This window comes from Pseudoalteromonas rubra, assembly GCF_000967655.1.
In the GTDB taxonomy this organism is placed as follows: domain Bacteria; phylum Pseudomonadota; class Gammaproteobacteria; order Enterobacterales; family Alteromonadaceae; genus Pseudoalteromonas; species Pseudoalteromonas rubra_A.
Genome location: NZ_JXYA01000011.1, coordinates 1 through 24,549, shown reverse-complemented (window position 1 = coordinate 24,549; position 24,549 = coordinate 1). Strand labels below are relative to the sequence as shown.

The 24,549-nt window shown below is 52.1% G+C and carries 19 protein-coding genes; 9 read left to right on the top strand and 10 right to left on the bottom strand.

What is annotated here, in order from left to right:
- Nucleotides 1–135: 135 nt before the first annotated feature.
- The 4 genes from TW77_RS06285 to TW77_RS06270 all read left to right on the top strand — a co-directional run bounded on the left by TW77_RS06285 (nucleotide 136) and on the right by TW77_RS06270 (nucleotide 4,533).
- On the top strand, nucleotides 136–888 hold the full coding sequence (locus tag TW77_RS06285) for a LytTR family DNA-binding domain-containing protein (protein ID WP_240479462.1): 753 nt from the start codon (nucleotides 136–138) through the stop codon (nucleotides 886–888).
- A 147-nt stretch (nucleotides 889–1,035) separates the two neighbouring features.
- The gene (locus TW77_RS06280) at nucleotides 1,036–3,003 is read left to right on the top strand and encodes a TonB-dependent receptor plug domain-containing protein (RefSeq protein ID WP_046004117.1); all 1,968 of its coding nucleotides are present in this window, start codon (nucleotides 1,036–1,038) and stop codon (nucleotides 3,001–3,003) included.
- A gap of 86 nt (nucleotides 3,004–3,089) precedes the next feature.
- Nucleotides 3,090–3,986 carry an aspartyl protease family protein gene (locus TW77_RS06275; RefSeq protein ID WP_046004116.1) on the top strand — a complete coding sequence of 299 codons (897 nt, stop codon included), beginning with the start codon at nucleotides 3,090–3,092 and terminating at the stop codon, nucleotides 3,984–3,986.
- Nucleotides 3,987–4,059: 73 nt separating this feature from the next.
- Nucleotides 4,060–4,533: an aminoacyl-tRNA deacylase gene (locus TW77_RS06270; protein WP_046004115.1), complete on the top strand. Its 474-nt coding sequence runs from the start codon at nucleotides 4,060–4,062 to the stop codon at nucleotides 4,531–4,533.
- 133 nt (nucleotides 4,534–4,666) lie between these two features.
- Here TW77_RS06270 and TW77_RS06265 read toward each other — a convergent pair whose 3' ends face one another.
- Nucleotides 4,667–4,972 carry a DUF6482 family protein gene (locus tag TW77_RS06265; RefSeq protein WP_046004114.1) on the bottom strand — a complete coding sequence of 102 codons (306 nt, stop codon included), beginning with the start codon at nucleotides 4,970–4,972 and terminating at the stop codon, nucleotides 4,667–4,669.
- A 174-nt stretch (nucleotides 4,973–5,146) separates the two neighbouring features.
- Here TW77_RS06265 and TW77_RS06260 point away from each other — a divergent pair, with 174 nt between their 5' ends.
- From TW77_RS06260 to TW77_RS24160, 4 genes are read left to right on the top strand one after another with little or no spacing between them, the layout of a single operon-like run.
- Entirely contained in the window at nucleotides 5,147–6,415 is a 1,269-nt protein-coding gene (locus tag TW77_RS06260; RefSeq protein WP_046004113.1) for a LysM peptidoglycan-binding domain-containing protein, read from the top strand.
- Between the two features lie 24 nt (nucleotides 6,416–6,439).
- Nucleotides 6,440–7,234 (top strand): hypothetical protein, encoded by a 795-nt coding sequence (locus TW77_RS06255; protein WP_046004112.1) that lies wholly within the window; start codon nucleotides 6,440–6,442, stop codon nucleotides 7,232–7,234.
- A gap of 5 nt (nucleotides 7,235–7,239) precedes the next feature.
- Nucleotides 7,240–7,893 (top strand): glycoside hydrolase family protein, encoded by a 654-nt coding sequence (locus TW77_RS06250; RefSeq protein ID WP_052713069.1) that lies wholly within the window; start codon nucleotides 7,240–7,242, stop codon nucleotides 7,891–7,893.
- Nucleotides 7,884–8,951, top strand: a complete 1,068-nt coding sequence (locus tag TW77_RS24160) for an AraC family transcriptional regulator (RefSeq protein ID WP_052713068.1) — start codon at nucleotides 7,884–7,886, stop codon at nucleotides 8,949–8,951. The genes TW77_RS06250 and TW77_RS24160 overlap by 10 nt, the downstream gene beginning before the upstream one ends.
- On the opposite strand, the gene thpR is transcribed toward TW77_RS24160, so the two are convergent.
- Nucleotides 8,918–9,439: an RNA 2',3'-cyclic phosphodiesterase gene (thpR, locus tag TW77_RS06240; protein ID WP_046004111.1), complete on the bottom strand. Its 522-nt coding sequence runs from the start codon at nucleotides 9,437–9,439 to the stop codon at nucleotides 8,918–8,920. The two genes, TW77_RS24160 and thpR, sit on opposite strands and share 34 nt — an antisense overlap.
- 162 nt (nucleotides 9,440–9,601) lie before the next feature.
- On the opposite strand from thpR, the gene TW77_RS06235 reads away from it, so the two are divergent.
- Nucleotides 9,602–10,906, top strand: coding sequence for a serine hydrolase domain-containing protein (locus TW77_RS06235; RefSeq protein ID WP_046004110.1), 1,305 nt, complete (start codon nucleotides 9,602–9,604; stop codon nucleotides 10,904–10,906).
- On the opposite strand, the gene TW77_RS06230 is transcribed toward TW77_RS06235, so the two are convergent.
- The 8 genes from TW77_RS06230 to glmU all read right to left on the bottom strand — a co-directional run bounded on the left by TW77_RS06230 (nucleotide 10,840) and on the right by glmU (nucleotide 23,932).
- A complete protein-coding gene (locus tag TW77_RS06230) occupies nucleotides 10,840–12,606 on the bottom strand; it encodes a hypothetical protein (RefSeq protein ID WP_052713067.1) in 1,767 nt (588 codons plus the stop codon). The two genes, TW77_RS06235 and TW77_RS06230, sit on opposite strands and share 67 nt — an antisense overlap.
- 94 nt (nucleotides 12,607–12,700) lie before the next feature.
- The gene (locus TW77_RS06225) at nucleotides 12,701–13,747 is read right to left on the bottom strand and encodes a helix-turn-helix domain-containing protein (protein ID WP_046004109.1); all 1,047 of its coding nucleotides are present in this window, start codon (nucleotides 13,745–13,747) and stop codon (nucleotides 12,701–12,703) included.
- Nucleotides 13,748–13,798: 51 nt separating this feature from the next.
- Nucleotides 13,799–14,341, bottom strand: a complete 543-nt coding sequence (locus TW77_RS06220) for a hypothetical protein (protein ID WP_205623849.1) — start codon at nucleotides 14,339–14,341, stop codon at nucleotides 13,799–13,801.
- A 97-nt stretch (nucleotides 14,342–14,438) separates the two neighbouring features.
- Nucleotides 14,439–17,585 carry a lantibiotic dehydratase gene (locus TW77_RS06215; protein WP_046004108.1) on the bottom strand — a complete coding sequence of 1,049 codons (3,147 nt, stop codon included), beginning with the start codon at nucleotides 17,583–17,585 and terminating at the stop codon, nucleotides 14,439–14,441.
- A 10-nt stretch (nucleotides 17,586–17,595) separates the two neighbouring features.
- On the bottom strand, nucleotides 17,596–18,810 hold the full coding sequence (locus TW77_RS06210) for a lanthionine synthetase C family protein (protein WP_046004107.1): 1,215 nt from the start codon (nucleotides 18,808–18,810) through the stop codon (nucleotides 17,596–17,598).
- Nucleotides 18,811–18,993: 183 nt separating this feature from the next.
- A complete protein-coding gene (locus TW77_RS06205) occupies nucleotides 18,994–21,138 on the bottom strand; it encodes a peptidase domain-containing ABC transporter (RefSeq protein WP_046004106.1) in 2,145 nt (714 codons plus the stop codon).
- A 30-nt stretch (nucleotides 21,139–21,168) separates the two neighbouring features.
- Nucleotides 21,169–22,413, bottom strand: coding sequence for an HlyD family secretion protein (locus tag TW77_RS06200; RefSeq protein ID WP_046004105.1), 1,245 nt, complete (start codon nucleotides 22,411–22,413; stop codon nucleotides 21,169–21,171).
- A 157-nt stretch (nucleotides 22,414–22,570) separates the two neighbouring features.
- On the bottom strand, nucleotides 22,571–23,932 hold the full coding sequence (gene glmU / locus TW77_RS06195) for a bifunctional UDP-N-acetylglucosamine diphosphorylase/glucosamine-1-phosphate N-acetyltransferase GlmU (protein WP_046004169.1): 1,362 nt from the start codon (nucleotides 23,930–23,932) through the stop codon (nucleotides 22,571–22,573).
- Nucleotides 23,933–24,549: the final 617 nt, after the last annotated feature.

Sequence of the window (24,549 nt, the reverse complement as noted above, 5' to 3'; positions counted from 1 at the left end):
GTGGGATAGACGTACTAACGCTACCTGCTGTGCGGGCTGATGTTTATGACGCTTGAGTGATCGCTGTTTTGTTTGGCTTCACATCCGTTAGCAGAATGCTAAAATATGCCGGTGTATCAAATATGGGAAAATTTCGTGTCGGCTCGGATTAGACAAGAATGGTTACTGTCGCTGTGTGGCTGGACGCTGGTGATTGGCTTTTTGACCTTTATTGACTTGCTGCACGACTGGTCGGTGCCCGAAGGCGAGCGGCTCAACAACCCGTTGTGGTGGGCAGTGCAGGAATGGGGCTTGTGGTATCTGTTAACGCCTGCGTTATTTCGTGCGCTGGCCCGACTTGAACCGGCACCAAGAGTAGACACCAGTACATTTTTGAAAATCATGACAGCCGCCTACTTCATCGCTATGCTGTTACAGGCCTTATTCGATCTGGTCGCGCTGGATGACCCGATTGCCTATACACTCTACTACTTTGCCCCCTCCCATCTGCTGGTGCTGTTCGTGATCACTATTTTATGGCACACCCAGCTGCGCACCATTGCCGACCTTCAGCAGGATCAGCAAGCGTTATGGGTAGATCAGGGCAGAGATAAAGCCCTGGTGGCTTACAACGACATCACTCATATTAGCGCAGCCAGCAATTATATGGAGATCCACACCCGCACGCAGCAATACCTAAAGCGCGGCACCCTGAAAGAGCTAATGGCGCAACTGCCACCGCAATTTGTTCGCACCCATCGCTCGCATGCGGTTAACCTGTCGGCCATAAAGCGGATCCAAAACAAGCCCTCTGGCAGCGCCATTATTCAGCTGTGCGGTGGCGCACAGGTTGCCCTGAGTAAAGGCTACAAGCAGGAAGTAAAAGCACGCTTCACCCAAAGTGCCTAAAAAACACACACACCATTCGTCCCACATTATCCGGGACGAGAAAACGACCCCGGTCGACTCATCCCGGAAAGCCACAACTTGCCCCTAAGCTTTTGTTTCCTTTGGTTTGAATGTCATAATATGGTGTCAACTTTCAAGGAGTGTTGTATGAACCTGATGAAACCTGTATTGCTACCTTCGTTGCTGCTGTGTACTTTGCTGGCTCCTGCCTATGGCCAGCAACCAGCCGACAAAGTGTTTGATCACAATGCGCTGGCTAAGTTTAATGCCCAGCATGCACTGGATCTGCTCAATCAGTTGCCCACCTTTGTACTGAGTGAAGGTAACAATGAACGCGGCCTCAGCGGGGCCAGCAGTAATGTCTTGATCGATGGCGCGGTGCCCTTGTCCAAATCCGACTCCATCGAAACCCTGCTGCGTCAGCTGCCTGTCGGCCAGATAGCCGCGCTGGAGTTGTACAGTGGCCAGCATCCGTTCAGCCAGCTTAGTGAATACACTCAAGTGGTAAATATCATTAAAAAAGAGCAGGCTGGCTCTATAGATTGGCGTGCCAGCATGCAATCTCAGCATAGCGACCACACACTGAACGAAGCCATGTTAAGTCTGCAAACCAACCACGCTGACTGGCAACATACTGCAAGCGTGAAGTGGCTAAACAACCATGCGTATTCATCCGGTGTGCTCACCCAGTATACCGATGCTCAGTCGCAGCAGCCGGCCAGTATCGAGCAGGAGCATTTTGCAGAACGCGAGCAGGGCGTGCAGCTGGCTTTGATCAGCAGAACCCAACTGAGCCATGGCAGCCTGCAACTGAATGCCACAGCGCAACAAACCGACTGGCGCACGCGCTATCGCTGGACACCTGCTGAGCCTGCCCCGGTGGATGGCACCACAGACAACGAACAGGTAGACGAATATGAGCTGGGCTTTGACTGGCTCACGGTCATGCCCGATGACTGGCAATGGCAGCTCACAGGCCTTGCCAGACAAGCACAAACCGACTTGTCTATACAAGAGTGGCAAAGCCCGGAACCGGCATTTATTACCTTTGAGCAAGATGAGCGCGAGCGCGAGCAGGTGCTCAGGCTGGCGTATGGTAATCCGACGCTCACTCTGCAACCCAGTATGGGTATTGAAGGCAGTTACAACTCAGTGACGGCCAACACCCGGGATGGGGGCGATATTGAACACAGCAAAGTCACCGAAGCGCGCTTTGAGCCCTTTGTGGCGGCCAGCTGGCCTATTGCGCCTAACTGGCAGCTGTCGGGCAAACTCGCGCTGGAGCAGGCGACTCTGACCGCGGGTATCGACACCGAGCAGTCGCTGAAACATCGTTTACTCAAGCCGCAGCTTAAGCTGGGCCATGACCTCAGCGAACATTCACAGCTGACCTTCAGCGCACAACACCAGGTTGAACAGCTCGACTTTGCACTGTTTCAGGCCTCTCAGAGCAGCGGTTTCTCACGCACCCAAAGTGGTGCCACTCAGTTAAAGCCCATGCAATACACTGAGCTGATGCTCACCTGGCAATATGAGCGGCCCGGCTGGTTTGAATTCACCTTCAGCCCGCTCTACCAGTGGCAAAAAGATATTCAGGAATATCAGCTACAAAGCGACGGTAATGGCGCCATCAATAATGCCGGACGCGCCCGTTACTTTGGCCTGGACAGCGAATGGAGCATCAATACCGACCGCCTGCTCAGTGCCAGCCGTATCGAGCTGAGCTACACCTGGCGGGATGCGCGATTTGACGATCCACTCAGTGGAGTGCGTCCAATCACGGATCTGACCCCACACGAATTCATCGTCGGGTTTCGTCGCGATCAGGCAACTTTATCCTGGGGGGTGGAGGCCTTTTTGCCTACCCGCCTGCGCGAGTACTATCACAATGAGGTGTTGACCGAGCGGGCAGGCACGGAGCTTAGTGCCTTTATCCAGACTCAGGTTGGCGATGGATTATCATTGCGGGCCGAAATGAACACGCTTAATAAGGCAAAATACCGCTATACCCGAGTCCTGTTCGAACCTGATCGCAGCCACTCCCCGGCGCACAGCGCCGTGCTGGATGAAACCATACAGCCTCAGCTGAGCCTGACGCTCAGTGGTCAGCTTTAGTTTGGCGTCCGGGCACTACCCATTGCAGAAAAAATCAGCGATAATGCGCCCTTCATTATCGCTAAACACACGTAAGACACTCTAATATGGCAAGGTTCATTTATTTTTTAATAACGGTTTTGGTTTCTGGCTTTGCCCATGCCGGCGTTACGCCCTGGATCCCATTCGAACTGGACCATGGCAATATCACGATACCTGTCACTGTTGCTGGTATCAAAAGCAAAGCAATACTGGACACCGGCGCGAACGCCAATGCAATAAACCAGCATTTTATCGAGCATCATAAATTGCAGTTAACCCAAAGCGGCAATGTCGAGGTTGAGGGGGCTTTCGGGCGCGCCCGACAAGCGGTTTATAACAACGTTGACGTTGAACTATTCGGCATGAAGACTGCACTCAACGTAAGTAACTTCAGGCTGGGAACCCCTGGGTATAGCCTGTTGATTGGGGCCGGTTTTTTCAACAAGTTTGTGATCCAGATAGACTACCCAAATCGTCGCATGCGAATGACAACGCGCGATGTCATTGACGTGGGTAAACACGAAAACATCAAAACGCAGGCGCAAAAAGGCACTGGCTACCCTATCGTTCAGGTAGAAATGGCAGGCAAGAAAGTTTGGCTGCTGCTGGACACCGGCAGCAGTGGTGGCATTACGATCGGCCGCCGCCTGGCCGATGGGCTGGATCTGATCAATCCGGATGATGAACTGATCCTGGCGAGTGGTGCAAACACCATTGCCAAGCTACGCAGCACCACGCTCGGCGAGCTGACCTTTGGCCCATTTACTCTGTCTAACGTCAAACTAACTTACCCTGAAAAAGGCCAAAAACTGATTAAGTTACCTCAATACTCCCACACCTCCAGCATGATAAAAGGCAGGAAAGTCCGAGGGATAGTAGGCTTTGATGTGCTTAAGCACTTTCTGGTGACACTGGATTATGCGCGCGGTCATATGCACCTGAGCGTACCAGAAAAACTCTGAGTCGAATTTTCCACCCAATCAGGGCCTGCTCGTCTATACTTAGTTGCACTGTAAGTAAACGCGAGGAGGTCCCATGACTCATCGTATCAGTGCCTACTTAGACACACATCTCATCCCCTACCGTGTTATCGAACACGTTGAGAGCCAGTCATCCCTTGGTTCGGCTTATTTTAGCCAAATCCCTTTGCCTCAGCTGGCAAAGGCTGTGATGCTGGAAGATCACGAAAGCAAACGCCTGATGGCGGTGTTGCCCGCCAACTACAAGATCAGCCTGAGCAGACTGAACGACGCCCTGAAAAGGCGCTTTCACCTGATGAAAGAGCGCCAGGTTTATCGACTGTTTGCAGACTGTAGCCCGGGAGCTGTACCACCGATTGCTGAAGCCTATCACCTGGATATCGTCTATGACGACCTGTTGCTCAATCTGCCCCATGTGTATATTGAGTCGGGCGACCACAGACACTTGCTACAACTGGATCAGTCGGACTTTCGACAGCTGATGGAAGACGCTAAGCATTTACGCTTTAGCCACGAAACCTTCCATTAACCGGAGGTTGTTTTAAGCGGCGTGCGCCACTAGCGTGCGCCACTAGCATGCGCCACTAGCATGCGCCACTAGCATGCGCCACTAGCATGCGCCACTGGCGTGCGCCCCATCATCCGGATGAGGCGCAATATTGCTATAGTGAGGCCTTATTGAGCGGCATAACAAAGCGGCAGTGGCCATCGCTGACATTGCCGATCATTTCGTCGTAAGCGGTTTCCATATCAAAGGTGGCCTGAGTGGCACCCAGTTCACTGAGCACCAGCTCGGCTTCGCGCAGGGAATTGTAAGTCTGGGTTTTGCCATCGCGGTCGGTCAGCAAATGATAATTGCCCAGCGCATCAAGCCCGCCGGCCAAATAATGGTTGGAGTCGGCATAACTGAGGATCACGGCATCCATATGGTTTTGATCCAGTTCATTTTTTAGCTCGGAACGTAACATAACTACCCCCTGACGGTGCAAACTATTCAGGCAAAACGCGGTTTACCCTGAAATTTGAGTGTAGCTCAATTTACGTACAGTTCGGCCAGTGCGATCAACCACAACCAACAAGAGTGGCAAAAATTCCCAACTTATATACAATCAAAACCAATAATAATAATGCCAAACAGTCCGATGCCAGCCAGAATCCTTGCCCTGCTGATAACCCTGATAACACTCAGTGGATGTCAGTCTACCCGCTCAGATAGCCGCGTTGATGATAGTCTGGCGACCAGCCACCATACTCCCGAGGTCTCATTCGAGCCGGACAGGCCATTACCCGCACTGCCAACGCCCCATACCAGCGATGATGTCTGGCAGCGTATTCGCATGCAGCTGAGCTTTGCCCCTTCTACCCACCCCAGAGTGCTGGCGCGGGTTAACTGGTATCTGCAACACCCGAATTATATGCACACCATCAGCGAGCGGGCTCAACCCTACCTGTATTATCTGGTGACTGAGGTGGAGCGCCGTGGCCTGCCCATTGAGCTGGCGCTGATGCCGCTGATCGAAAGCGACTTCAACGCTCAGGCCTATTCGGAAAAACACGCCTCCGGGCTGTGGCAGCTCACTCCGTTAATCGCAAAACATTACGGCGTTACCATTAATCCCTGGTTTGACGGGCGACAGGATCTGATCCAATCCACTCAAGCGGCGCTGGATTTTTTGCTCTATCTGAACAAGCGTTTTGATGGCGACTGGTATCACGCCATTGCCGCCTATAACACCGGCGAAGGCCGGGTTGCCAATGCCATTGCACGCAATCGCAAAGCCGGTAAGCCGACCGACTTTTTTTCGCTTAAATTACCAAAACAAACCCGCCATTATGTGCCCAAGCTACTGGCCGCTGCCGCCCTGCTAAAACAACAGCGCATGCATTTTCCGGCCATCGACAACCAGCCAGCCTTCACTCAACTGGCCCTGGATAAAGCCGTGATCTTACCCGAGCAACACAACTGGGCAGAGCTGGAAGTGCTCAACCCGGGCTTTCGCCGCTTCCCGGTGCTACTCAACGGGCCAGGCCACGTGCTGGTGCCAACAACCCGCACGCAGGAGTGGCAGCTGGCAGCCGCTGATTTTCAGGCATTACCAGATACTCGCTGGCAAAAGGTGGAGGTGCGCCGTGGCGACAGCCTGAGCAGGATAGCAAAACAGCATGGTTTGTCGGTCGCTGAACTGCGCCAGTTTAACCAGCTCAGCAACGATATGATCCGCATCGGCCAGACTTTGCTGTTGCCATCGCGCTCAGAAACACTGGATTACGTGGTTAAACGCGGCGACAGTTTGTGGCGGATCGCCAGGCAGTTTGGTGTCTCGGTCAAGGACCTGAAACGCTGGAACCGACGCGACACCAACCGGCTGAGGCTGGGAGAAACCCTTGCCATTCATCTTTCGGCCCCTTAAACGTACTTCGACAGGACTCGCCCCATGACGCAACAGCAAACCACCTCAAGCGAGGTGGATAACACGCACCACATAACCCCGGTACAGGACGACCCTCATCAGCCTGACGAGACACAACAGGCCAAACCCAAGCGGTTTTTCCGGGGTAAGCAATTGCGCCTGTCACGCTCCAAAATGAATACTGTGCTGGCACTGTGCGCCATGCTGATCTCGGCCGCGTCTTTTTATGCCACCTATATGCAGGCCAAGGCCGCACAGGAGCAAGTGGCCGCAGCAGAGCGACAGCTGGAAGCCGAAACCTGGCCCTGGCTGCAATTTAGCTACAGTAACTTTGACCTTGAGGCAGAAAGGCCCAGGATAACCATTGGCATCCTGAACTCGGGCACCGGCCCCGCCCTGATTGAATGGGTGCAATACCACTACCGCGGCCAGGCCTATGACTCGCTCACAGCGCTGTTCGATGCCTGCTGTAACATCAGCGCGTATCGCGAAGCCCTTGATACTGCGCAGCAGGACGACAACGAGGTCAACGTGCTGGCCAAGTTTGGCTGGTATATTACCAGCCGGGCCGAACACTCATTGCTTGCCGACGGCGCCACGCTGCCGCTTTTCACCATGCAAAAAAGCAATTTTAACAATCGCTTATGGGACAAAATTGACGATATATCGGAGCAGGTAGAGGTCTTTACCTGTTATTGCTCGCTGCTCAAACAATGTTATATTTCTTCCGTCGAGTCGCACGTGTCACCCGTCGAAGATTGCACTCAGGGCAAACTGACCCTGGCGCAACAAGATAACACGACCACAGAGGAGCATTAGCGGGTTTGCTGAAACGCCTTTTATCAAAACATCGCACATCATCGCCCGCCGTCCGGCATATTTGCCATTTTGAGGGCGTAATCGATCACTTATATCTGGATACCCGGGGCAATCCCACCATAGGCGTGGGCTTTCATGTCGCCAGTCAGGATGCCTTTACCCGCCTGAGCCTGCGCGACAAGCGCACCAACAAGCCCGCCAGTCGGGCACAAAAACAGCAAGAGTACACGACATTAAAACGACTGCCAGCCGGGAAAACGGCTCGCTGGTATGAACAGCACTGCACCTTACACTTACCCCACAGCGAAAGTATGCGCCTGCTTGAGGAGCAGATACGGGCCTTTGAGCAAGAGCTGGCCCGTCTGATCTGCCCCGCCAATGGTTACACCCGGGCATACCACCAGCTGCCGGAGAACGCCCGGCTTGCGCTGTTAGACCTGGCCTACAACCTGGGCACCACCAATTTGAGTAGTCGCTGGCCTAAGCTCTTAACTGCCCTGAAACGCGAAGACTGGCAACAGGCGGCAAACGAATGTGCCCGCAAACATGTCAGCAAAGCCCGCAATCAGGCCACCCGGCAGCTATTTATGCAAGCGTCAAAAAATGACAGCCTGGTAGCTCGATTGCTCAGGCGACTGTGGCGTAAATTATGGCGCTAGTCACGCTCGCGGATCTGTTCTTTCGCTTTAGTGCCCTCGGCTTACTCATTGCGCTGGTGCTGTTTAACTGGCCTCGTCTGACTGGCTTTGAGCGCCTGCTGAGCGTAGCCCTGGCCACCAGCCTGGCGTGTTTTCTGCTGCTTACCCAGCCTTTGCCTGAGTGGCGCTTTAACCCATTACGCAACCTGTTTCTTGCAGGTACTGAGCTGCTGCCTCTGATCTTATGTGCCTGTGCCTGGTATCTGATCACCCTGCGTGTACCGCACTGGCTGACGCTGAGTTGGGGACGCTGGCTGCTGGGGTGTGCTGTACTGGCCAGTAGCAGTGTGTTTTTGGTTTATGGAGGCAATACCCACTGGCATACACTGATGCACCTGCTTTCAGCATTCGCCATGTGTGCCGCCTTGTATTATTGTTTGGCGAATTTTAATGACGACCTGGTGCATAGCCGTCGTCGCATGCGGCTGATCCTGGCCGCCTTTGCCCTGCTGCACTGCCTGGTGCTGGTTGGGTTTGAGCTCAGTGACAGCCTTATTCGACGGGATCCCATTTATCTGCTGGCCAATGCGGTGTTTATTTTTTGCCTGTTGTTACTGCTCAGCGGATTGTCCCGACCAGCCGTAAAAGACAACGGCAACCCCAGTCAGGCCGCCCAACAAACACTGCCAGTGCCTGCCCACTGGCTAACCTCTTATGAGGCTTTGCAAACCCTGCTGGCACAGGGCATTTATCGTGAGCCCGAGCTCACCATTGGTCTGCTGGCCGAGCGCCTTGATATACCCACTCACCAGCTGCGCACCCTGATCAACCAGCAGCTTGGCTGCAAAAACTTCTCTCATTTTATCAACCAGTATCGACTGGCCTATGCTGCCGAGCAATTACGCGACCTGGCCCATGCCCGCACGGCCATTCTGAGCATAGCTTACGATGCCGGATTTAATTCCATCGGCCCATTCAACCGCGCCTTTAAACAAGCTTATGCCCTGACACCAGGGGACTACCGCAGACAACACCTGAGCGCTGTTCAGAGCAGTTCAAAAGATTGCACGGGCTCATAAACGAGCCCACGCGTGTCGCATCGATAAGAATGATAAAGGTGAAACCGGGTGACAGTCAGCGTGAAGGGGGTAATCGATGAGCGCACCTCCGGCTCGCCCTTGTGTCCTCTCAGTAAGGTAATATGCGGTGCAAAAGGCAAGCGGTTACAATGCAACCCCAGTTTGGCCCCCATATCACGTAACGGCTCAGCCAGCGCACTTAACTGCGCAGGTTCAGGCTCCGGGCGTAAAAAGAAAATCCCGTTACCCGACCAGTAACCGGTGTGTGCAAAGTTCAGCGTAAAGCCGGATACCTTAAGCTGACGGGCAAACGCCACCATGTCCGCCTCCTGCGACTCAGTCACCTGACCAAGAAAAGCCAGCGTCAGATGCCAGTTCTCCATTTTAGTCGGTGCTTTGCGGGCACGCACTTCAGTGCACAGCCAGGCATTAATATGCGCCTGGCTGTGTGCATCCAACCCTATGCCAAAAAATAAGCGCCTGCCCATAACTCACTCCTGCTACTGATACGCTGAGTATATCGCGCACCATGAGTTTTTGCTTAAATTGGCCACCTTTTCACAATCGGCCAGCATTTTTCACTTTAGACAAGATTTAAAAGCTTAATTCTCAGATAGTTAAATCTGTTTATCGCGAATTAAGGATCAACAATGAAACGCCTGCTCAGTCTGCTGACATTACTGCTCTTAACCGCGCTGGCCTATTTTGGCTGGCCCGTCTATCAGTTTTATGCCTTCAACCTGGAAAAAGTGCCGGTGCTGGCCAGCGCTGCGCCGCTCCCCCAGGGGCCTTTGCCACACCAGTCACATCACGGACCGGCGCTCGGTGCATTCAATACCCGGGCCGCTGATATTCTTAAAACCACCAGAGCGACAAGTAACGCGCCCGGTATTTCTGCCGCCATTGCCCATCGTGGTGAGCTTGTCTGGCAGGGTACGCTCGGGTATGCCGACATCAAAACCAAAACGGCGCTCACACCCAAGCATCAGTTTCGCATTGGCAGTACTTCCAAAGCCGTGACCGCCACACTCATGGCAAAACTCATGCAGGAACAAAACTTTAACCTGGATACGCCGCTACAAGACAGCCTGACACCGCTGCCCAACCCGGCGTGGCGGGATATTACCCCGCGCCAGCTGGCATCGCACAGCGCCGGTCTGCCCCATTACAAAGGCAACCAGGATCGCATCGGGCTGTATCGCTCGCTCAGCCTAAATACCCAGTTTGATCGGGTGCAGGATGCCGTTGCGCAGTTTGATGAAGGACCGCTGCGTGCCAAGCCGGGCGATGCATTTTATTACTCCAGCTATGGCACTGTGCTGCTGAGTGCGGTTCTGGCGCAGCATGCTCAGCGCCCCTATCTCGACTTGCTCAAGCAGCATGTGCTGACGCCGCTGGGGATGCGCCACAGTGGCACGGAGTCACAGGGCAATAAGCTGGCAACCTTTTATTTTAGTCGTCGCGGACAAGATGCCCGGTACATTCCCTGGCGCCCGGTAAACCTCAGCCACCGCCTGGCCGGTGGCGGCCTGATCAGCACACCCAGTGATCTTGTGCGGCTCGGCAGTGGTTATCTCGACCCCCATTATTTGCACCCGGCGGTGCGCAAACAGATCTGGACACCACAGCGCCTGAATCATGGCGAGGTCAACCCGCAAAACTATGCACTGGGATGGCGTCGTCATGAGTACCAGCATAACGGTCAGCCCGCGTTTACTTACTACCACCATGGCGGCGTATCGCGAGGATCGCAAAGTATGTTAATTGTGGTGCCTCACCACCAGCTTAGCGTGGCGGTGAATATCAACAGTAAAACCAAACCGTTTTGGATCTTCGGCGAAGCTGCACTCAAGCTGGCGCATGCTTATGTGCAGCTGACAGAGCAGGCTCAGCGCGAACCGCTGGACACTAAGGTCAGCGCCGCATCCAGCACGGCATCTTTATTGGCAAAGTAATCCTTGGCCGTCAGGGCAACCGGCAAGTCTGGTGCCAGCCACACCCGGCTGTCTTCCGCAGCGCCCTGCTGATGAAACTGGGATGAGATCACCCCAATCTGGCCACTGAAGGGCAAGGTGAACCAGCCCGCCTCACCGATGGCGTTTGGTCGGGTCCCCGAAGGCTCGCCGACCAGAACAGGGCTGGTCAGCTTACTGATCCTCATCAGCAGGTCGTGACCAGCCGAGAAGGTATTGCGTCCAACCAGGATGATCAGCTTGCCCTTAGGTACCAAAGCCTCAAACAACACTGCGGTGGCAATGGTACTGGGCAGCAGGAAGCCATTTCCGCCGCTGTTGTCACGCAGGTCTAAAATAAAGTGCTCCGCCTGCCCGGCCAGCAGGGTATCGCGCAGCTGCTGGTTAAAAGCATCCAGCGACATATCCTTGCGCTCACGTACGGCATTAAAGTTCACATAGAGTGCCTTGTGTTCAGGCAGCAATTTGGACCAGTAAGGCGCTGACTGTGGGTGCTGGCGTGGCAACTTTGGAAAGCCATTAAACTGCATAGCGCGCGGCGTCAGCGTCAGCTGCTGTGTTTGCAAATCATCTCCACGGACCGTCAGCGTGACTTTGCTTGCGTCTTCAACCACCCCAAGTCCCTGCAATACCTGAGTCAGGCTCAAATAGTAAGGCCCCAGCCACGCTTGCTGCATATTATTATCGCGCGGGTTTACCTCCCCGGTTTTCTCCAGTGCCTGTAATGCCGGGGTATTGCCTATCGTCAAAACCTGTTTGCCAATGAGGTGTTGATAGTCGGAGTCGGCCGCCACAATAAACAGCCCTTCTTCAAACAGATAAAACTGCACGGGTAACTGCTGAGTGTTGCCCGCCTTACCCCAGGCCGGAATAATGAAGTTGTGACCATTTTCCAGCATGCCGAGCAACTGCATCAGTTCAAACACGACCTGCTGGTCACTCAAAGCGGGAATGCGCTTATCAATCTGTACGACCTTGTGCTCAAAGTCCTGCTCGCTCATGCGGTGAAAGGCCGACACATGTAAACGCCTGATCTCTTCAGCCAGATAATGCAGATCATGACGCCAGCGTGCCTCTCTGTCGAACTCAGCAACTGGCTCTGCGCCCACTAGCCGACGATAATCGGCATCCTGAGCAAACGCTGCAAAGTGTGGATTAGGCTTGCGGCTAAACAGGCTGCGGCCCGTCAGTGCCGGTTTGTCATCCCAGCGCGCATCAAGTGCCCGCTCAAGCCACACCATGGCATTGCGCTTATCTTTGAGCGCACCATACAACTCAGCTAAGGTCACCATCATATCGTTTGGGTTGTCATGCCATTTCGGCAAACGCTTTAACCGCACGCCCAACCGCAACGCCCGTTTAAGAGGCGCAATGGCTGCCTGCCACTGTTGTTGCTGACGATACCCCAGGCTCAGCAGATACCAGGTAACACCATCGTTTTGATAGTCTGTGGTCAGCTTGCTTGCCAGTTTAACCACCGCAGGCCAGTCTTCACGTTCAACCAGGGTAAACAGCTGCTCTTTGCTGTGGTAATAGCCCAGTGGGTCACGCACCTGACCTGGCAATACAGGGATTTGATATGCATCGTTATGATACCCGGGTGTGCCACGGGATGGGGTTGCATGTGACTGCTGACAGCTCAAAATAATGAGTCCGAGTAGTCCAAAAACGGCTTTATACATTTGGTTCTCCTCTTAAGTTAAGAACCAATGTATTGAATAAACTACTTTTATTCGTCCAGATTCCGGATCCTGAACGAATAAAAGGGGTATTTGGTTAGTTTTTCAGCGTACCATGTCGAAAACGCGTCGGTGTCATTCCCGTGCGGGTTTTAAAGGCCTGATTGAAGGTCGACTTGGCATTAAAGCCATTGTTCATCGCAATATCGAGCACCGATACCTCGCCGTAGGCTGGATCAGCCAATTGTTTTTCAATCTGCTCAAGCCTTACTTCATTGATATAGTTAGAGAAGTTATTTCCAGACACCGAATTAATGGCCCACGAAACCTGTTTCACTCCCAGTGACAGCTGATCTGCAATATGCTGAATACTCAGTCGGGGCTGACAAAACAGCCCCTGCTGCCGAACCTGTGCGTCTACCGCTGCAAATATCGACTGCGCCAGCTGGGTGTCCTGTACAGCATCATCACGCTGACTGAGGGTTTGATACTGGGCCAGGCGATTAAATACCTGCGGTTGCTTTATCACGCCAATCAGCAACACCGAGAGAATACCAAAGAAGCCCACTTCATGGGCTAGATACCAGTAGGCTTTCCAGGGCATCGGCGTAATGGGCTGCACATTCATGCGCACAAAATCCGTCACACTCAGCACGGCATACACGCCGAGCAATCTGGTCAGCCAGCTGAGATCCATCGTCGCCGCATCGGCATGTACCTGATACACTGTATCGCGATAGTCACGCAGCAGTTTTAAAGACGCCACCAGATAGCCCAACAGCATGATGCTGCCCAGCGCAATCAGCAGCTGCACATACTGGGTCAAACCCAGCGACACCAGAGGTAACAGCAGATGACGGGCAGACTGCAAGCCACCTGTTGATGCCCCGACCAGGTTGCGGACACTGAGATACCAGACTGGCCCCATGGCCAGGGTAAAAGCCGGTGTGATGACATACCCTACCAGCGTAAAGCCTGCACTTTCAAGCACATTGGCAAGGCAGAGTAAGGTCTGAAAAACAAAAAATAACACCAGACAGCGACTGTGAGGATTTTGCCACACCAGGATCGCGGCAAAGCACATCTGCCAGGCAAAGATCAGCTGAAACACAGTCAGCCCTGAAATACTGAGCGAGGTGAACACGTTTAACTCTTTATTATGGTTAATATTGACCGCAATGATTGACCGCAGCGGTTATTTAAACTGTACCGCTTCATTGCTGCGCACATAGGTACGCGACTCGGGTTCAGTCCATTTGCCCTGCTTCAGGTACTGGGTCGATACCGTAAAGCGGCCATCTTTAAAACGACTGATGGATTTCACCTGAGTAATGCCATCCTGATTACCGGTCACGTCTTCAAAGGCCACAAACTCACTGGGGCTGAGCACCTCTATGGTGCCCTGGGTATAAAAGCCGGCGGTGGTGAAGTAGTAAAACACCAGCGCATTTTTGCTTTTATCCCAAAATATCAGCGACTCTCCGCCGTACATGCCAGCATTGATAGAATGCAAAGTGCGCACCGCAGTGCCGTTGAGTGCACGCTCCCAGCGACTGACATCACGCATTGGCGGCTTGCCTGCCGGCACATCAAAATCCGCCTGCCAGGTGCCCAAAAACGACTGAAACACAGCCAGCTCTTTGGCAAGCTGCGCAGGTTTGTTGTCATCTGAACGCGCCTCTGCGCTTAGCGCCAGCAAAGTCAACGCACTGAGCCATAGGGTCAATACTCGGGCCATGATGCCATCCTTCATTTTGTTTTTACTCAAGGGTAGCCAATGGGCCCCATAAACACAAAAAGCGCACTGCAAAGTGCGCTTTTTACGGCTCTGTTACTTAGTCGGCTTTTTTATCTGCCGAGAAGTACTTACGGCGCAGCATATCGTGGATCACCAGCTCCTGCTCCCGGCCATAGGCCTTGAACATGCGGTTATTGTGCATATGCAGCAAAGAGCCCAGCAAAGTATCTTTGCTACAGTTGAGTTTGCCCTCATCAAGCATACGATTAAGCACAGTCACCACCGGCTCGGCCGCCTGATACCACTGAGACAGGATAGCAAACAAGGCCTGTTGCACCTCATCCGCAGGCTCGTCCGTCTGCTTGGTGAGCAAGGCAAAGTCTTTATCCAGCTGGGCTTCGTAATCGCGATACCGGTTACCCAGCTGTTTGCGCAGCACACTGGTCTCATTAAACTCTCTGCCAAACCCGTCACGCAATTGGCTGATCAGGGTGAAACGCGTTGTCTCGTCATATTCGAACAAGTCCAGTAACTTATGCGTCTGTGCCAGCGCCATGCGCCAGCGCACATCCTCACCGTGTTCGTCGATCAGCGCACAGGTTTTCGCTATCAGCTCACTGTCGTACATAAACAGCGACTCCACTAGTGCCATCGACTCAGGTCCGCCGTAGCGCTCAACTTCCCGCTCATAGGTCATCAGCTCGACCTTGTGCAGCTCTCCACTCTCTACTTTCGGGTCGAGAAGTGCATTCAGTTTGGGCAGCAGCTGACCGCACAGCAACCCGGGATCGCCATGAAAACGCAAACGCAGGTGCCAGTCAGGATCGCCGTAACGGATAAAGAACCACTTGTCGTACAGGTCGCCACTTTGCTCGATCAGAGGCAGCAGCTCGTCGGTCAGGAGCTGCTCAACCAGCGAGTTACCCGAGTAAATCTTCAGGCTTAACCACTCAGAGCCGGCACTAAAGCGGCGCTTCAATGGCGCTGCGGTGATGTTACCCAAAGGATCATCGCTAAAGTGCTGATGCACCGCGGCATGTTCATTGATAAATGGAATAATCACTTCGTTGCTGTAGCGGTTACCCTGCGCATCGACCACCCTGGACGGATAGTGCTGGCTGAGCACTTCTTTGAGCTCAACCCGGCGATGGCCCTTGGTTTCGGCAAGTAAAATCGCAAACATGTCCGGATTACGTAAATCCAGCTGCAATACGTTATCAGACATGGCAAAGCTTACTTGCGGGTCGAGCTGATAGGTATCCAGCAGCGCATCCAATTTAGCACGATCAAACTGGCCTTTTTTACTCACCGCTTCCAGCTCAGTTCGGTCGATACGCCAGGTTTTTTCACTCAGGATAAGATTGTCCAGCATCAGACGGGGCACAAAGGCAGCGCGCTCCAGACTCGCAGGCAACTTAAACTGTGGAGCTCTGCCATCCTGATGTTGCAGCATACACAAAAACTTATAGGCACTGAGGCTGCGTGCAGAATAGTTATGGGCACTGGACAAGCGTGGCACCACTTGCTTATTAAGCCGCTTGCTCCATAGCTTGACCTTCTGACCTTCCACCCAGACATACAAATCACTTAATGGGATCTGATACTCATCATCCAACGCACTGTCAGCGAGGAAAACAATTTCATACTGGCGTAAATGCGGGCGTGCAATCACATTGCCCGGACGCCCTTCTGGCATGTGCACCACTTCAGCAAAAATCACGTCGCTGCTGTGCGCCTGCTCACGAGCCAGATGTGTCACCACATTGTCTTTCAGGCCGTCATCCAGGTGGCAAAAACGTCCCAGCAGATTGGCCGCAGACGGGCCATAACAGCCATTAAACTTATGGACCGCATTGCCTTTGTCATCCTGATGCAGGCTCACCATGGCCGCAAAGGAGTAAGGGAACTTGGCTACCGCGTCTTTGTTCGTGACTTTTTGCTTAAGAGTTTTAGCACGCAGCACCACACAGTCTTTACCGCGGTTTTGTGGCTGACTCAGCGCATCTTCCACAATGCCATCCAGCACGCTGACTTCAGGCATAGTCTGTTGGCCCGCTCCACTGCGCGCCAGATTTAGTCCGGCCACCAGCGGGGCTTCATAGCCGGTTTCGGTGGAAATGCCGATCCCAGACTCATCGTCGAGGATTTTATCGAGTGCGACAAACTGGCCTTCAAAACGGGCATTAAACTTGGTCATAAACTGGCTCAACGCATTGCCCTGATCGGACACACTCAGTCCGGCGAGCAGTTCCAGTTGTTTTTGCAGTCGCAATACGTCCTGCGCTGCCAGCTGGCAGTCGTTAAAGTGGCGATAAATATCACTCTGGAACAGCTTGTTCTCCTGTACCTTCACCGGCAAACTTTGCAGATGCTCCAGCAGCTGTTTATAAGGTTTGATGTCACCCGTTTTTTGTTCATCCAGGCTATCAATTTGCGCCAGTGCCGTGGCCAGTTTGTCGGCAGTCTCAAACTCCTCTATGGCCGTAATGGACTTCAGTAGTGCCCTGTCTGGCGACTCACCCGTCAGTGGCAAGGGAATATCTGCCAGCAGCACCCCTTCATCAATCAGGTCCTGGATATAGGCTTCTACCTCTTCCTGATCCGCTTCGTCATACTGGGCGCAAAACTGAGCAACCAGTGCATTAAAGCTTTTGCCTTCCCGCGCAGCTTCCAGCACAAAGCGGAAGTACTCGTCACTTTCCACGGCGCTGAGGCGATACTGCATGGTCTCTTCAGACAAATACGTTTCTATGTAGCGACACTGCTCGGCAATAAAGTAATGTGAGGAGTTGGGTTTGTAGGTCAGTGTATCTGAACGTGAAGCGTGCTTGATAAAGTGCTCTTTTAGCGCGTTCAGATAAAACATATCGAGCCGGGTTTTACGGCTATCCTGAGTCAGCTCGGCGACATTCAGCTCGGTGTGCTGCTCAATGCGGCCCTGATGAATGCCGGAAAACAAACCAAATGGCGTGGGCCGGGAGCACATTCGAACCATATATTTGATGAGCGCATGGGCAACCTTTTTGCCTTGCTTTGAGTCGGGCTTGGTGCGCCACTGCTCGATCCGCTCCAGTAACGACGGGCTGGCAAGGTAAATGGCTTCTTCAACACCCGGTGTGGCCAGCCAGGCAGCCAGCACGACATTGGTATCGGCATTGTCCTCGCCAAATTGCGCCAGTTGCTCAAGCCCGAGGCGAGGCGTACGAATTACAAAAAAGTCTTCATTTTTTAGCTGTTTAGACATCACTTACTCCCTATGCCATTAACAAACAATCAACCCAGCCGGTATCATCATCAAACAAGGTGGTCAAAGCCAGGCCAATCCCGGCATACCCCATTAGAAAGCCAAAGTCTTCGTGATAGTCTTTGTCTAACCCATTGTACGCATACAGGGACTCGACACCCCGCTCGGTATACTGCTGTAGCGAATAATCGACCCAGTATTGCATCGCCTGAACAAGACGTGGGTGGGGCATTAACTGGTTAAGAATTTGGTAAATCAGTGCCATACCATAAAAGCCGTGGCACAGACCGGCATCCGTAATGTGACCGGACTGTTCATCGCGCTCGGCCGCATGCAGCGCAATGTCTAATGCCCGCTCGATATAACTTGGACGGTCCAGCTGCTGACCAACACGTGCCAGCGTCATGGCAATCGTCAGGTCGCCATAACACCACCCCAGCCGCGAATGGTGTTCACCTCCGGCGCAAGAACCAAAACACGCTTGCGATGTGCTGTCGGGACTCTGCTGCGCTAACAGCCAGTCACACGCGCCCAATAACAAGGTGGTCACACGCGCCTGCAAGCTTGGAATATGTACCGCAGGCAGCAGGGCGGCGATGATACCTGGCACACCATGGGCCAGACCCAGGTTATACTCGGGCTCTGTGGGCTCATCTTTATTAAACCGGTAAACCGACTCTTGTGGTTGCGACCAGGTTATATGGCCATTATCCAAGCGCGTGGCGGTACTTTCCAGGCCGCTGACAATGACCTCATACAAAGCAGCCTGATCAGATTGTTTGGCACGGCGAGACGCATAGGGTGCAAACCCGGACAACCCCAGTACCATTTCGATTTCACCCTGCCAGGGCTGAATATCCAGAGAGGCGCGGAACAACTCGTCTACTTCTTCTAGCAGTTCAGGGTCGTAGTTTTCGGGGTCCGCCTGATTCAGATACTCCAGCATCCAGGCTTGCCCGGCCAGGCCATTGCTCAGCTCAAAGGTTTGCTGATCCAAGCCCTCCTGCAAGGCTTCAAGTTTCTCACTGAACAGGGCCTCGTCGACCAGACTCGCATCGTATTCATAGGCTTTATATAAAAACAGCAGCTGACCTGCTAACCCACTTAGCAGCCCATTGGGTAACTGGGCATCTTGTATATTGGTACTGACCTTGTCAGTGATAATCTTCAGAAGAGTCCTGATGGTGTCACGCTGCTGCGTCGACAATGAAATTTGCTCTGGCATGTTCATCCTTAATCTAATCGTCTTTCGTTATTGTTATCATAATATTGGCGACTCGCGTGCATCACTGATGCACGCTGTGTTATCTGTACCTGAATGATCTAAATTGACGTTAACCTAAAACACCTACTGACTCAACCGCAAAAAGTCACAAACTTTACAAAATTAAAACAATGGGCTGAGGCGTTATTCACACACAGATTCTTCCTCTTGCGTATATGGGTCAGGCACATCCGCTTTTTTCAGACGCACTTCCCTGTCCGCCGACGCGATGGTCTCTTTACGGTGTGCAATGATCACCCGGGTGATATCAAGACGCGATACCGCCTCATTGATATCTGACTCCAGGTTGGTATCCAGGTGGCTGGTTGCCTCATCCATAAATAAAATTTTGGGCTGTTTATACAAGGCACGCGCCAGAATAATACGCTGCTTCTGACCACCAGACAGGCTCGAGCCCATGTCGCCTATCAGGCTGTCGTAATTCATCGGCATCTGACTGATGTCATCGTGAATGGCGGCCAGCTGTGCACAGTAGACGACTCGCTCCATATCAATCGGGGTGTCAAAAAAGGCGATATTATCGGCCACGGAGCCAGACAGTAACTCATCATCCTGCATCACCGCGGCAATTTGCTGACGATACTGACGCGCACCTATCTGCTCCATAGGTACACCGTCGATCAGCACTTCACCGCTTTTTGGCTGGTTCAGACCCAGCATAATTTTCAGCAAGGTCGACTTACCACAGCCAGAAGGCCCGGTGATCGCCACAGACTCACCCGCTTCGATAGTCAGGTTCAGCTCATTCAGTACGTTAGGTGTGGCATCTGAGTAAGCAAAGCTAATATTGCGTAGCTCAATCTGACCCTTCACCTGATGCTGCTTCACCTGATCCGGTTGCAAAGTCTCTTTGTCGGTCAATGCAATGTCGGCAATACGATCAAAGTGCAGCCCCACCATTTTAAATTCAATTAGCTTTTCGATCAGATTGGCTGTTTTGTCCATAAACTGGCGTTTATACGACATAAAGGCAAACAGCATCCCGGTACTAAAACCACCATCGAGCACTAAGTGCGCCGCCAGATACACCACCAAAATATTCTCAATGCCAAACAGCGCACGGTTGATGGCGTCATAGCCAATCTGAAAGTTACCAAGGCGAATACTCTGGTTGATAGCATTGGCGTAGCGGTTTTGCCACTGGCCTTCGCGCTTTACTTCTGAACCAAACAGTTTAATGGTCTGAATGCCCCGCACGGTTTCCATAAAGTTGGAATTCTCCTCCGCACGCGCCATGATCTCCTGCTCACTGATATTGCGAAATGGTCTGTACATCGCAATCCGGACAATGGCGTAGGCCACCACCGCCGCTAACACCACGGCCGACAGCGTGGGGCTGTAAAAGAAGATCATCGCCAAAGTGATCACCGCCATCAGCCCGTCAATGATTGCTTCAATCACCCCGGTGGTGAGAATTTGCTTGACCTGCTGGAGTGAGCCAAAGCGGGATACCACGTCACCCATGTGGCGTTTTTCAAAATAAGAGATGGGCAAACGCACCAGATGATGGAATAAGTTGGCGCCGAGCTGAATGTTCATCTGGTTACCAAAGTGCAGCAAGGTAAAGCCCCGCAGCGCATTGGTGGCGATTTCAAACACCAGCACCAGGAAGAAGCCGGTGGCGAGCACCGTCAACAGGTTGGTATCCCCGGTCAGGATCACATCGTCGATCACCAACTGAATATAATAGGGCGCGGCGAGGGTAAACACCTGCAATATGATAGATAGCAGAAAAATCAGGGTCAGCGAGCGTTTCAGCCCGGTAATGCGGCTCCAGAAATCCGAGAAATGTAAGCTGGGTTTCTTTTCTTTCTTTTCAAAGCTCTTGGTGGGGGTCAGCTCAAGCGCCACCCCGGTAAAGTGTTTGGAGGCCTCCGCCATGGTGAAGGTTTTCTCGCCCGACGCCGGGTCGTGGATCACGATGCGTTTTTCATTGGCCTTTTTCAGCACCACAAAGTGATTCATATCCCAATGCAGGATACAGGGTGTTTGCAGGGCATCGAGATCTTCTAATTCAATGCGCAATGGCCGTGAGCTCATTTCCAGTTTCTCGGCAAAGTGCATAATATCCAGCAAGGTTGCCCCTTCGATGGAAATACTGAACTTTTGCCTTAGCGTGGTGAGATCACTGTGATAACCATGATAAGCCGCCACCATGGCGAGACTGGCAAGGCCACATTCGGCGGCCTCAGATTGCAAAATAACAGGCAGTGACTTTGTTGACCAGAACTGTAACTGCTGTACCGGAGATTCGTCTTCAACGTGCATAAAAAGCCTTTTTATTCTTGTAGTTGCAGCCTACAGCTGTCCTTTAATACTAAACACGGGATCAAATAACCAACGCAATAAAGAGCGTTCTTCGACAATAATATCGGCATCCAGCCTCATCCCGGCGCGCAGCGGCGTTGCTTTGCCATAGGCGGAGATCTGCTGCTCCTGCAGCGCCACGACGACCCGATAAGCAGGTTCCTGAATGACCCCTGGGGTGCTGGTTTCGTCTGGCAGGATCACACTGTTACTGACCTGCTCTATGGTGCCGTTATAAATACCAAATTTCTCATAAGGGAAAGCGTGGTAGCGCAACTTGGTTTCCTGACCGAGGTTGATAAACCCAAACGAAGAGGTCGGTACATAGATAATCGCCTGCATCTGACTGCCCTGCGGCAAGATACTCAGCAGGTTTTGCCCCGCATTCACGCTTTTACCAACCTTGCCCAGTAGCCCGGTCACCACACCCGCTTTTGGTGCGCGCAATTCCCCAAGACGTTGTTGCTCCACAGAAGATAGCTGGATCTGCAGATCGGCCTGCTGAGATTCCAGCTGACTGAGGCGGTCATCGTGTTGCAGTGGCAGTTTTTCCAGCTCAGTGTCGTATTGCTGAATTTGCGAAGCCAGCGTCAGCCGTTCCGACTGAATACTGGACGCCTGTTGCTGCAAAGACAGCAGGGTGTCTTTTTGACGTTGCAATTCGAGTTCAGAAATATAGCCGGTCCCTTTGAGCGTGCTGATCTGCCCCACCATTTGCTGATTTAACTTAAGTCGCTTTTCGAACGTGCTGGCCTGGTTATCTAGCTCTTTCAGGCGTGCTTTTGCGGTGGCTTTTTGCTGCCGCAGCTCTGTCAGCTCAAGGATATGCTGGCGTTTTTGTTGGCTAATTTGTTGCTGCAAATTACGCAGCTGAAAACCATATTGATTGAGCAACGCCTGGTTTAATTCCAGTGACTGGGTACTGTGCTTGGCGGAAGCAACGCGCAACAGGGGCTGATCGGCTTCGACATAGTCCCCCTCAGACACCAGCACCTCAGCAATGATCCCCGTTTGTGGGGCAACCAGCTTTAACACGCCGGTATTAGGTTCAATAACACCAGAGACGCGCTCTTTGCGCGCGTAACTGCCACTTGCCAGAAAGATGATACTAATAACAACGACGATTAGGATAAGTAAAGCCAGTGTCCTGAACACCGGTGGTTGAACTAAACTTACAGCTCCTTCTAGTCGGTGTCTTTTACTCTCTAATACTTCTTTTCTAAAGAGATTTTCCATAATTTCCTAACACCCGATTGGTTGCGTTTTTTATTGTTAAATTTTAATTAACCCCGAGTAATGTACCACTTTGACGTGCAGAAAGGAACTCACGAGATGGTAGCGCAAATTTCCCTCGCATCAGAATGAAAAACGGGAGCGCAAGCTCCCGTTTTAATTAATTTTTCTTTGTCGGCCGTTGCCAATTACCAATGTTTCGCTGCTTGCCTCTGGCAACCGCCAGCGTTGCATCGTCCACAGTGGTGGTGATCACCGACCCGGCGCCCACAGTCGCTGTTTTGCCAATTTCAACCGGTGCTACCAGCGACGAGTTTGACCCGATAAAAGCGCCATCCCCGATAATGGTTTTGGATTTATTGACGCCATCATAATTACAGGTGATGGTACCTGCGCCAATATTCACTTTTTCACCAATCTCAGCATCGCCCAGGTAAGTTAAGTGATTCGCTTTAGACCCTTTACCCAGACGCGACTTTTTCATCTCAACAAAGTTACCTATGTGCGAATCAGTTTCCATCACGGCCCCAGGGCGCAGTCTGGCAAATGGACCCAAAGTACAAGCATCACCGACGGTCGCTTCTTCTATCAGGGTGTTGGCTTTAATCATCACCCCATTGCCAATCTTACAGTTTTTCAGGACGCAGTTTGGACCAATCACCACATCATCACCCAATTCGACCTGGCCTTCAAAAATCACGTTCACATCTATCTGAACGTCCTGACCGGTTGTCACTTCACCACGCACATCAATACGTTGCGGATCAGCCAGGCTGGCACCATTGAGCATCAGGGTTTCTGCCTGCCACGCCTGATAGGCACGTTCTAAACCGGCAAGCTGGACACGGTTGTTAGCCCCTTCCACTTCCATCGCGTCATCCGGCTGTGCAGAGGTTATCTCAACGCCATCGTGGTGTGCCATCGCAACGATATCGGTAAGGTAGTACTCGCCCTGTGCGTTATTATTGGACAGCTGACCCAGCCATTTTTTTAACAAGCCACCATTAGCCGCCATGATACCTGTGTTGATCTCCTGGATTGCCAGCTGCTCGGCTGTTGCATCCTTTTGTTCAACGATGCCGACCAGTTTGCCATTGTCACGCAACATGCGGCCATAGCCCATAGGGTTATCAAGGTTTACGGTTAGTACAGCCAGCCCGTGGTCAGGCGTTACATCCAGCAAGCGCTGCAAGGTGGATAAGCGCGTTAACGGTACATCACCATATAGAATCAACACAGTATCATCGTCAGCGATGTGTTCTTTTGCAACGGCAACCGCATGGCCGGTACCCAGCTGCTCTGCCTGATGTACCCAGTTTACTTGATTATGCTGCAATGCTGCCTGTAATTGCTCCGCACCGTGACCGTAAACAAGGTTTGTGGTACTGGCACCTAACGCACTCGCATTGTCAATCACATGCTGTACCATCGGGCGACCTGCAACAGGGTGCAATACCTTAGGTAATTTTGAACGCATGCGAGTGCCTTTACCCGCGGCAAGTATAACTGTAGTCAGTGCCATAACATTATTCTCTTCTAATCTGTTGTCTACCACGAAGAGCATAGGAGTGCCTTTCCATTGCGTGGGCAACCCGCTCCATTTAAGTGGCTATATTGTAACGCTTAACTCTGCGTATTGTCAGTAACGAATGCGCTCTTTCTTATTGTGACAGTGCCAGAGTGTCCAGCATACGATAGCAGGTACACATCTCCCTTCCCACAGAATTAAGACAATGCGACCTGTCATACTATACAGCTAGGAAAAAGTATTATATGGGTAGCAAATAAAAAACTAACAAACAAATGAAACCTGTAATAAAAGCCAGCTTATAAAAAAACCGATTATTGCTATTGTTTAATCACTGGCCAACGCCAAGAAGATAAAACCTAGTTTGTTACAAAACATCACCCTGGAGATAAAGATGAATATATCAAGCAACATTAAAAAAGATGAAACAATTAATGACGGCTTGAGCTTTGATAAAACAGCAACATTATCAAGCCATTTTTGTGAAACCAGAGTAAACAGAGCAATTTAATAAACGGAGAATCATTATGAATAACGTATTAAAACTTCAAGCAGTTCAGTCTGGCAACAACAACGGTGAAATCCAGGACTGGAGCACTATTTCTAACCAC

Coding starts and splice junctions, on each gene's coding strand:
- TW77_RS06280 (WP_046004117.1), top strand. CDS start 1,036: ATGAACCTGATGAAACCTGTATTGCTACCTTCGTTGCTGCTGTGTACT.
- TW77_RS06275 (WP_046004116.1), top strand. CDS start 3,090: ATGGCAAGGTTCATTTATTTTTTAATAACGGTTTTGGTTTCTGGCTTT.
- TW77_RS06270 (WP_046004115.1), top strand. CDS start 4,060: ATGACTCATCGTATCAGTGCCTACTTAGACACACATCTCATCCCCTAC.
- TW77_RS06265 (WP_046004114.1), bottom strand. CDS start 4,972: ATGTTACGTTCCGAGCTAAAAAATGAACTGGATCAAAACCATATGGAT.
- TW77_RS06260 (WP_046004113.1), top strand. CDS start 5,147: ATGCCAGCCAGAATCCTTGCCCTGCTGATAACCCTGATAACACTCAGT.
- TW77_RS06255 (WP_046004112.1), top strand. CDS start 6,440: ATGACGCAACAGCAAACCACCTCAAGCGAGGTGGATAACACGCACCAC.
- TW77_RS24160 (WP_052713068.1), top strand. CDS start 7,884: ATGGCGCTAGTCACGCTCGCGGATCTGTTCTTTCGCTTTAGTGCCCTC.
- thpR (WP_046004111.1), bottom strand. CDS start 9,439: ATGGGCAGGCGCTTATTTTTTGGCATAGGGTTGGATGCACACAGCCAG.
- TW77_RS06235 (WP_046004110.1), top strand. CDS start 9,602: ATGAAACGCCTGCTCAGTCTGCTGACATTACTGCTCTTAACCGCGCTG.
- TW77_RS06230 (WP_052713067.1), bottom strand. CDS start 12,606: ATGTATAAAGCCGTTTTTGGACTACTCGGACTCATTATTTTGAGCTGT.
- TW77_RS06220 (WP_205623849.1), bottom strand. CDS start 14,341: ATGGCCCGAGTATTGACCCTATGGCTCAGTGCGTTGACTTTGCTGGCG.
- TW77_RS06215 (WP_046004108.1), bottom strand. CDS start 17,585: ATGTCTAAACAGCTAAAAAATGAAGACTTTTTTGTAATTCGTACGCCT.
- TW77_RS06210 (WP_046004107.1), bottom strand. CDS start 18,810: ATGCCAGAGCAAATTTCATTGTCGACGCAGCAGCGTGACACCATCAGG.
- TW77_RS06205 (WP_046004106.1), bottom strand. CDS start 21,138: ATGCACGTTGAAGACGAATCTCCGGTACAGCAGTTACAGTTCTGGTCA.
- TW77_RS06200 (WP_046004105.1), bottom strand. CDS start 22,413: ATGGAAAATCTCTTTAGAAAAGAAGTATTAGAGAGTAAAAGACACCGA.
- glmU (WP_046004169.1), bottom strand. CDS start 23,932: ATGGCACTGACTACAGTTATACTTGCCGCGGGTAAAGGCACTCGCATG.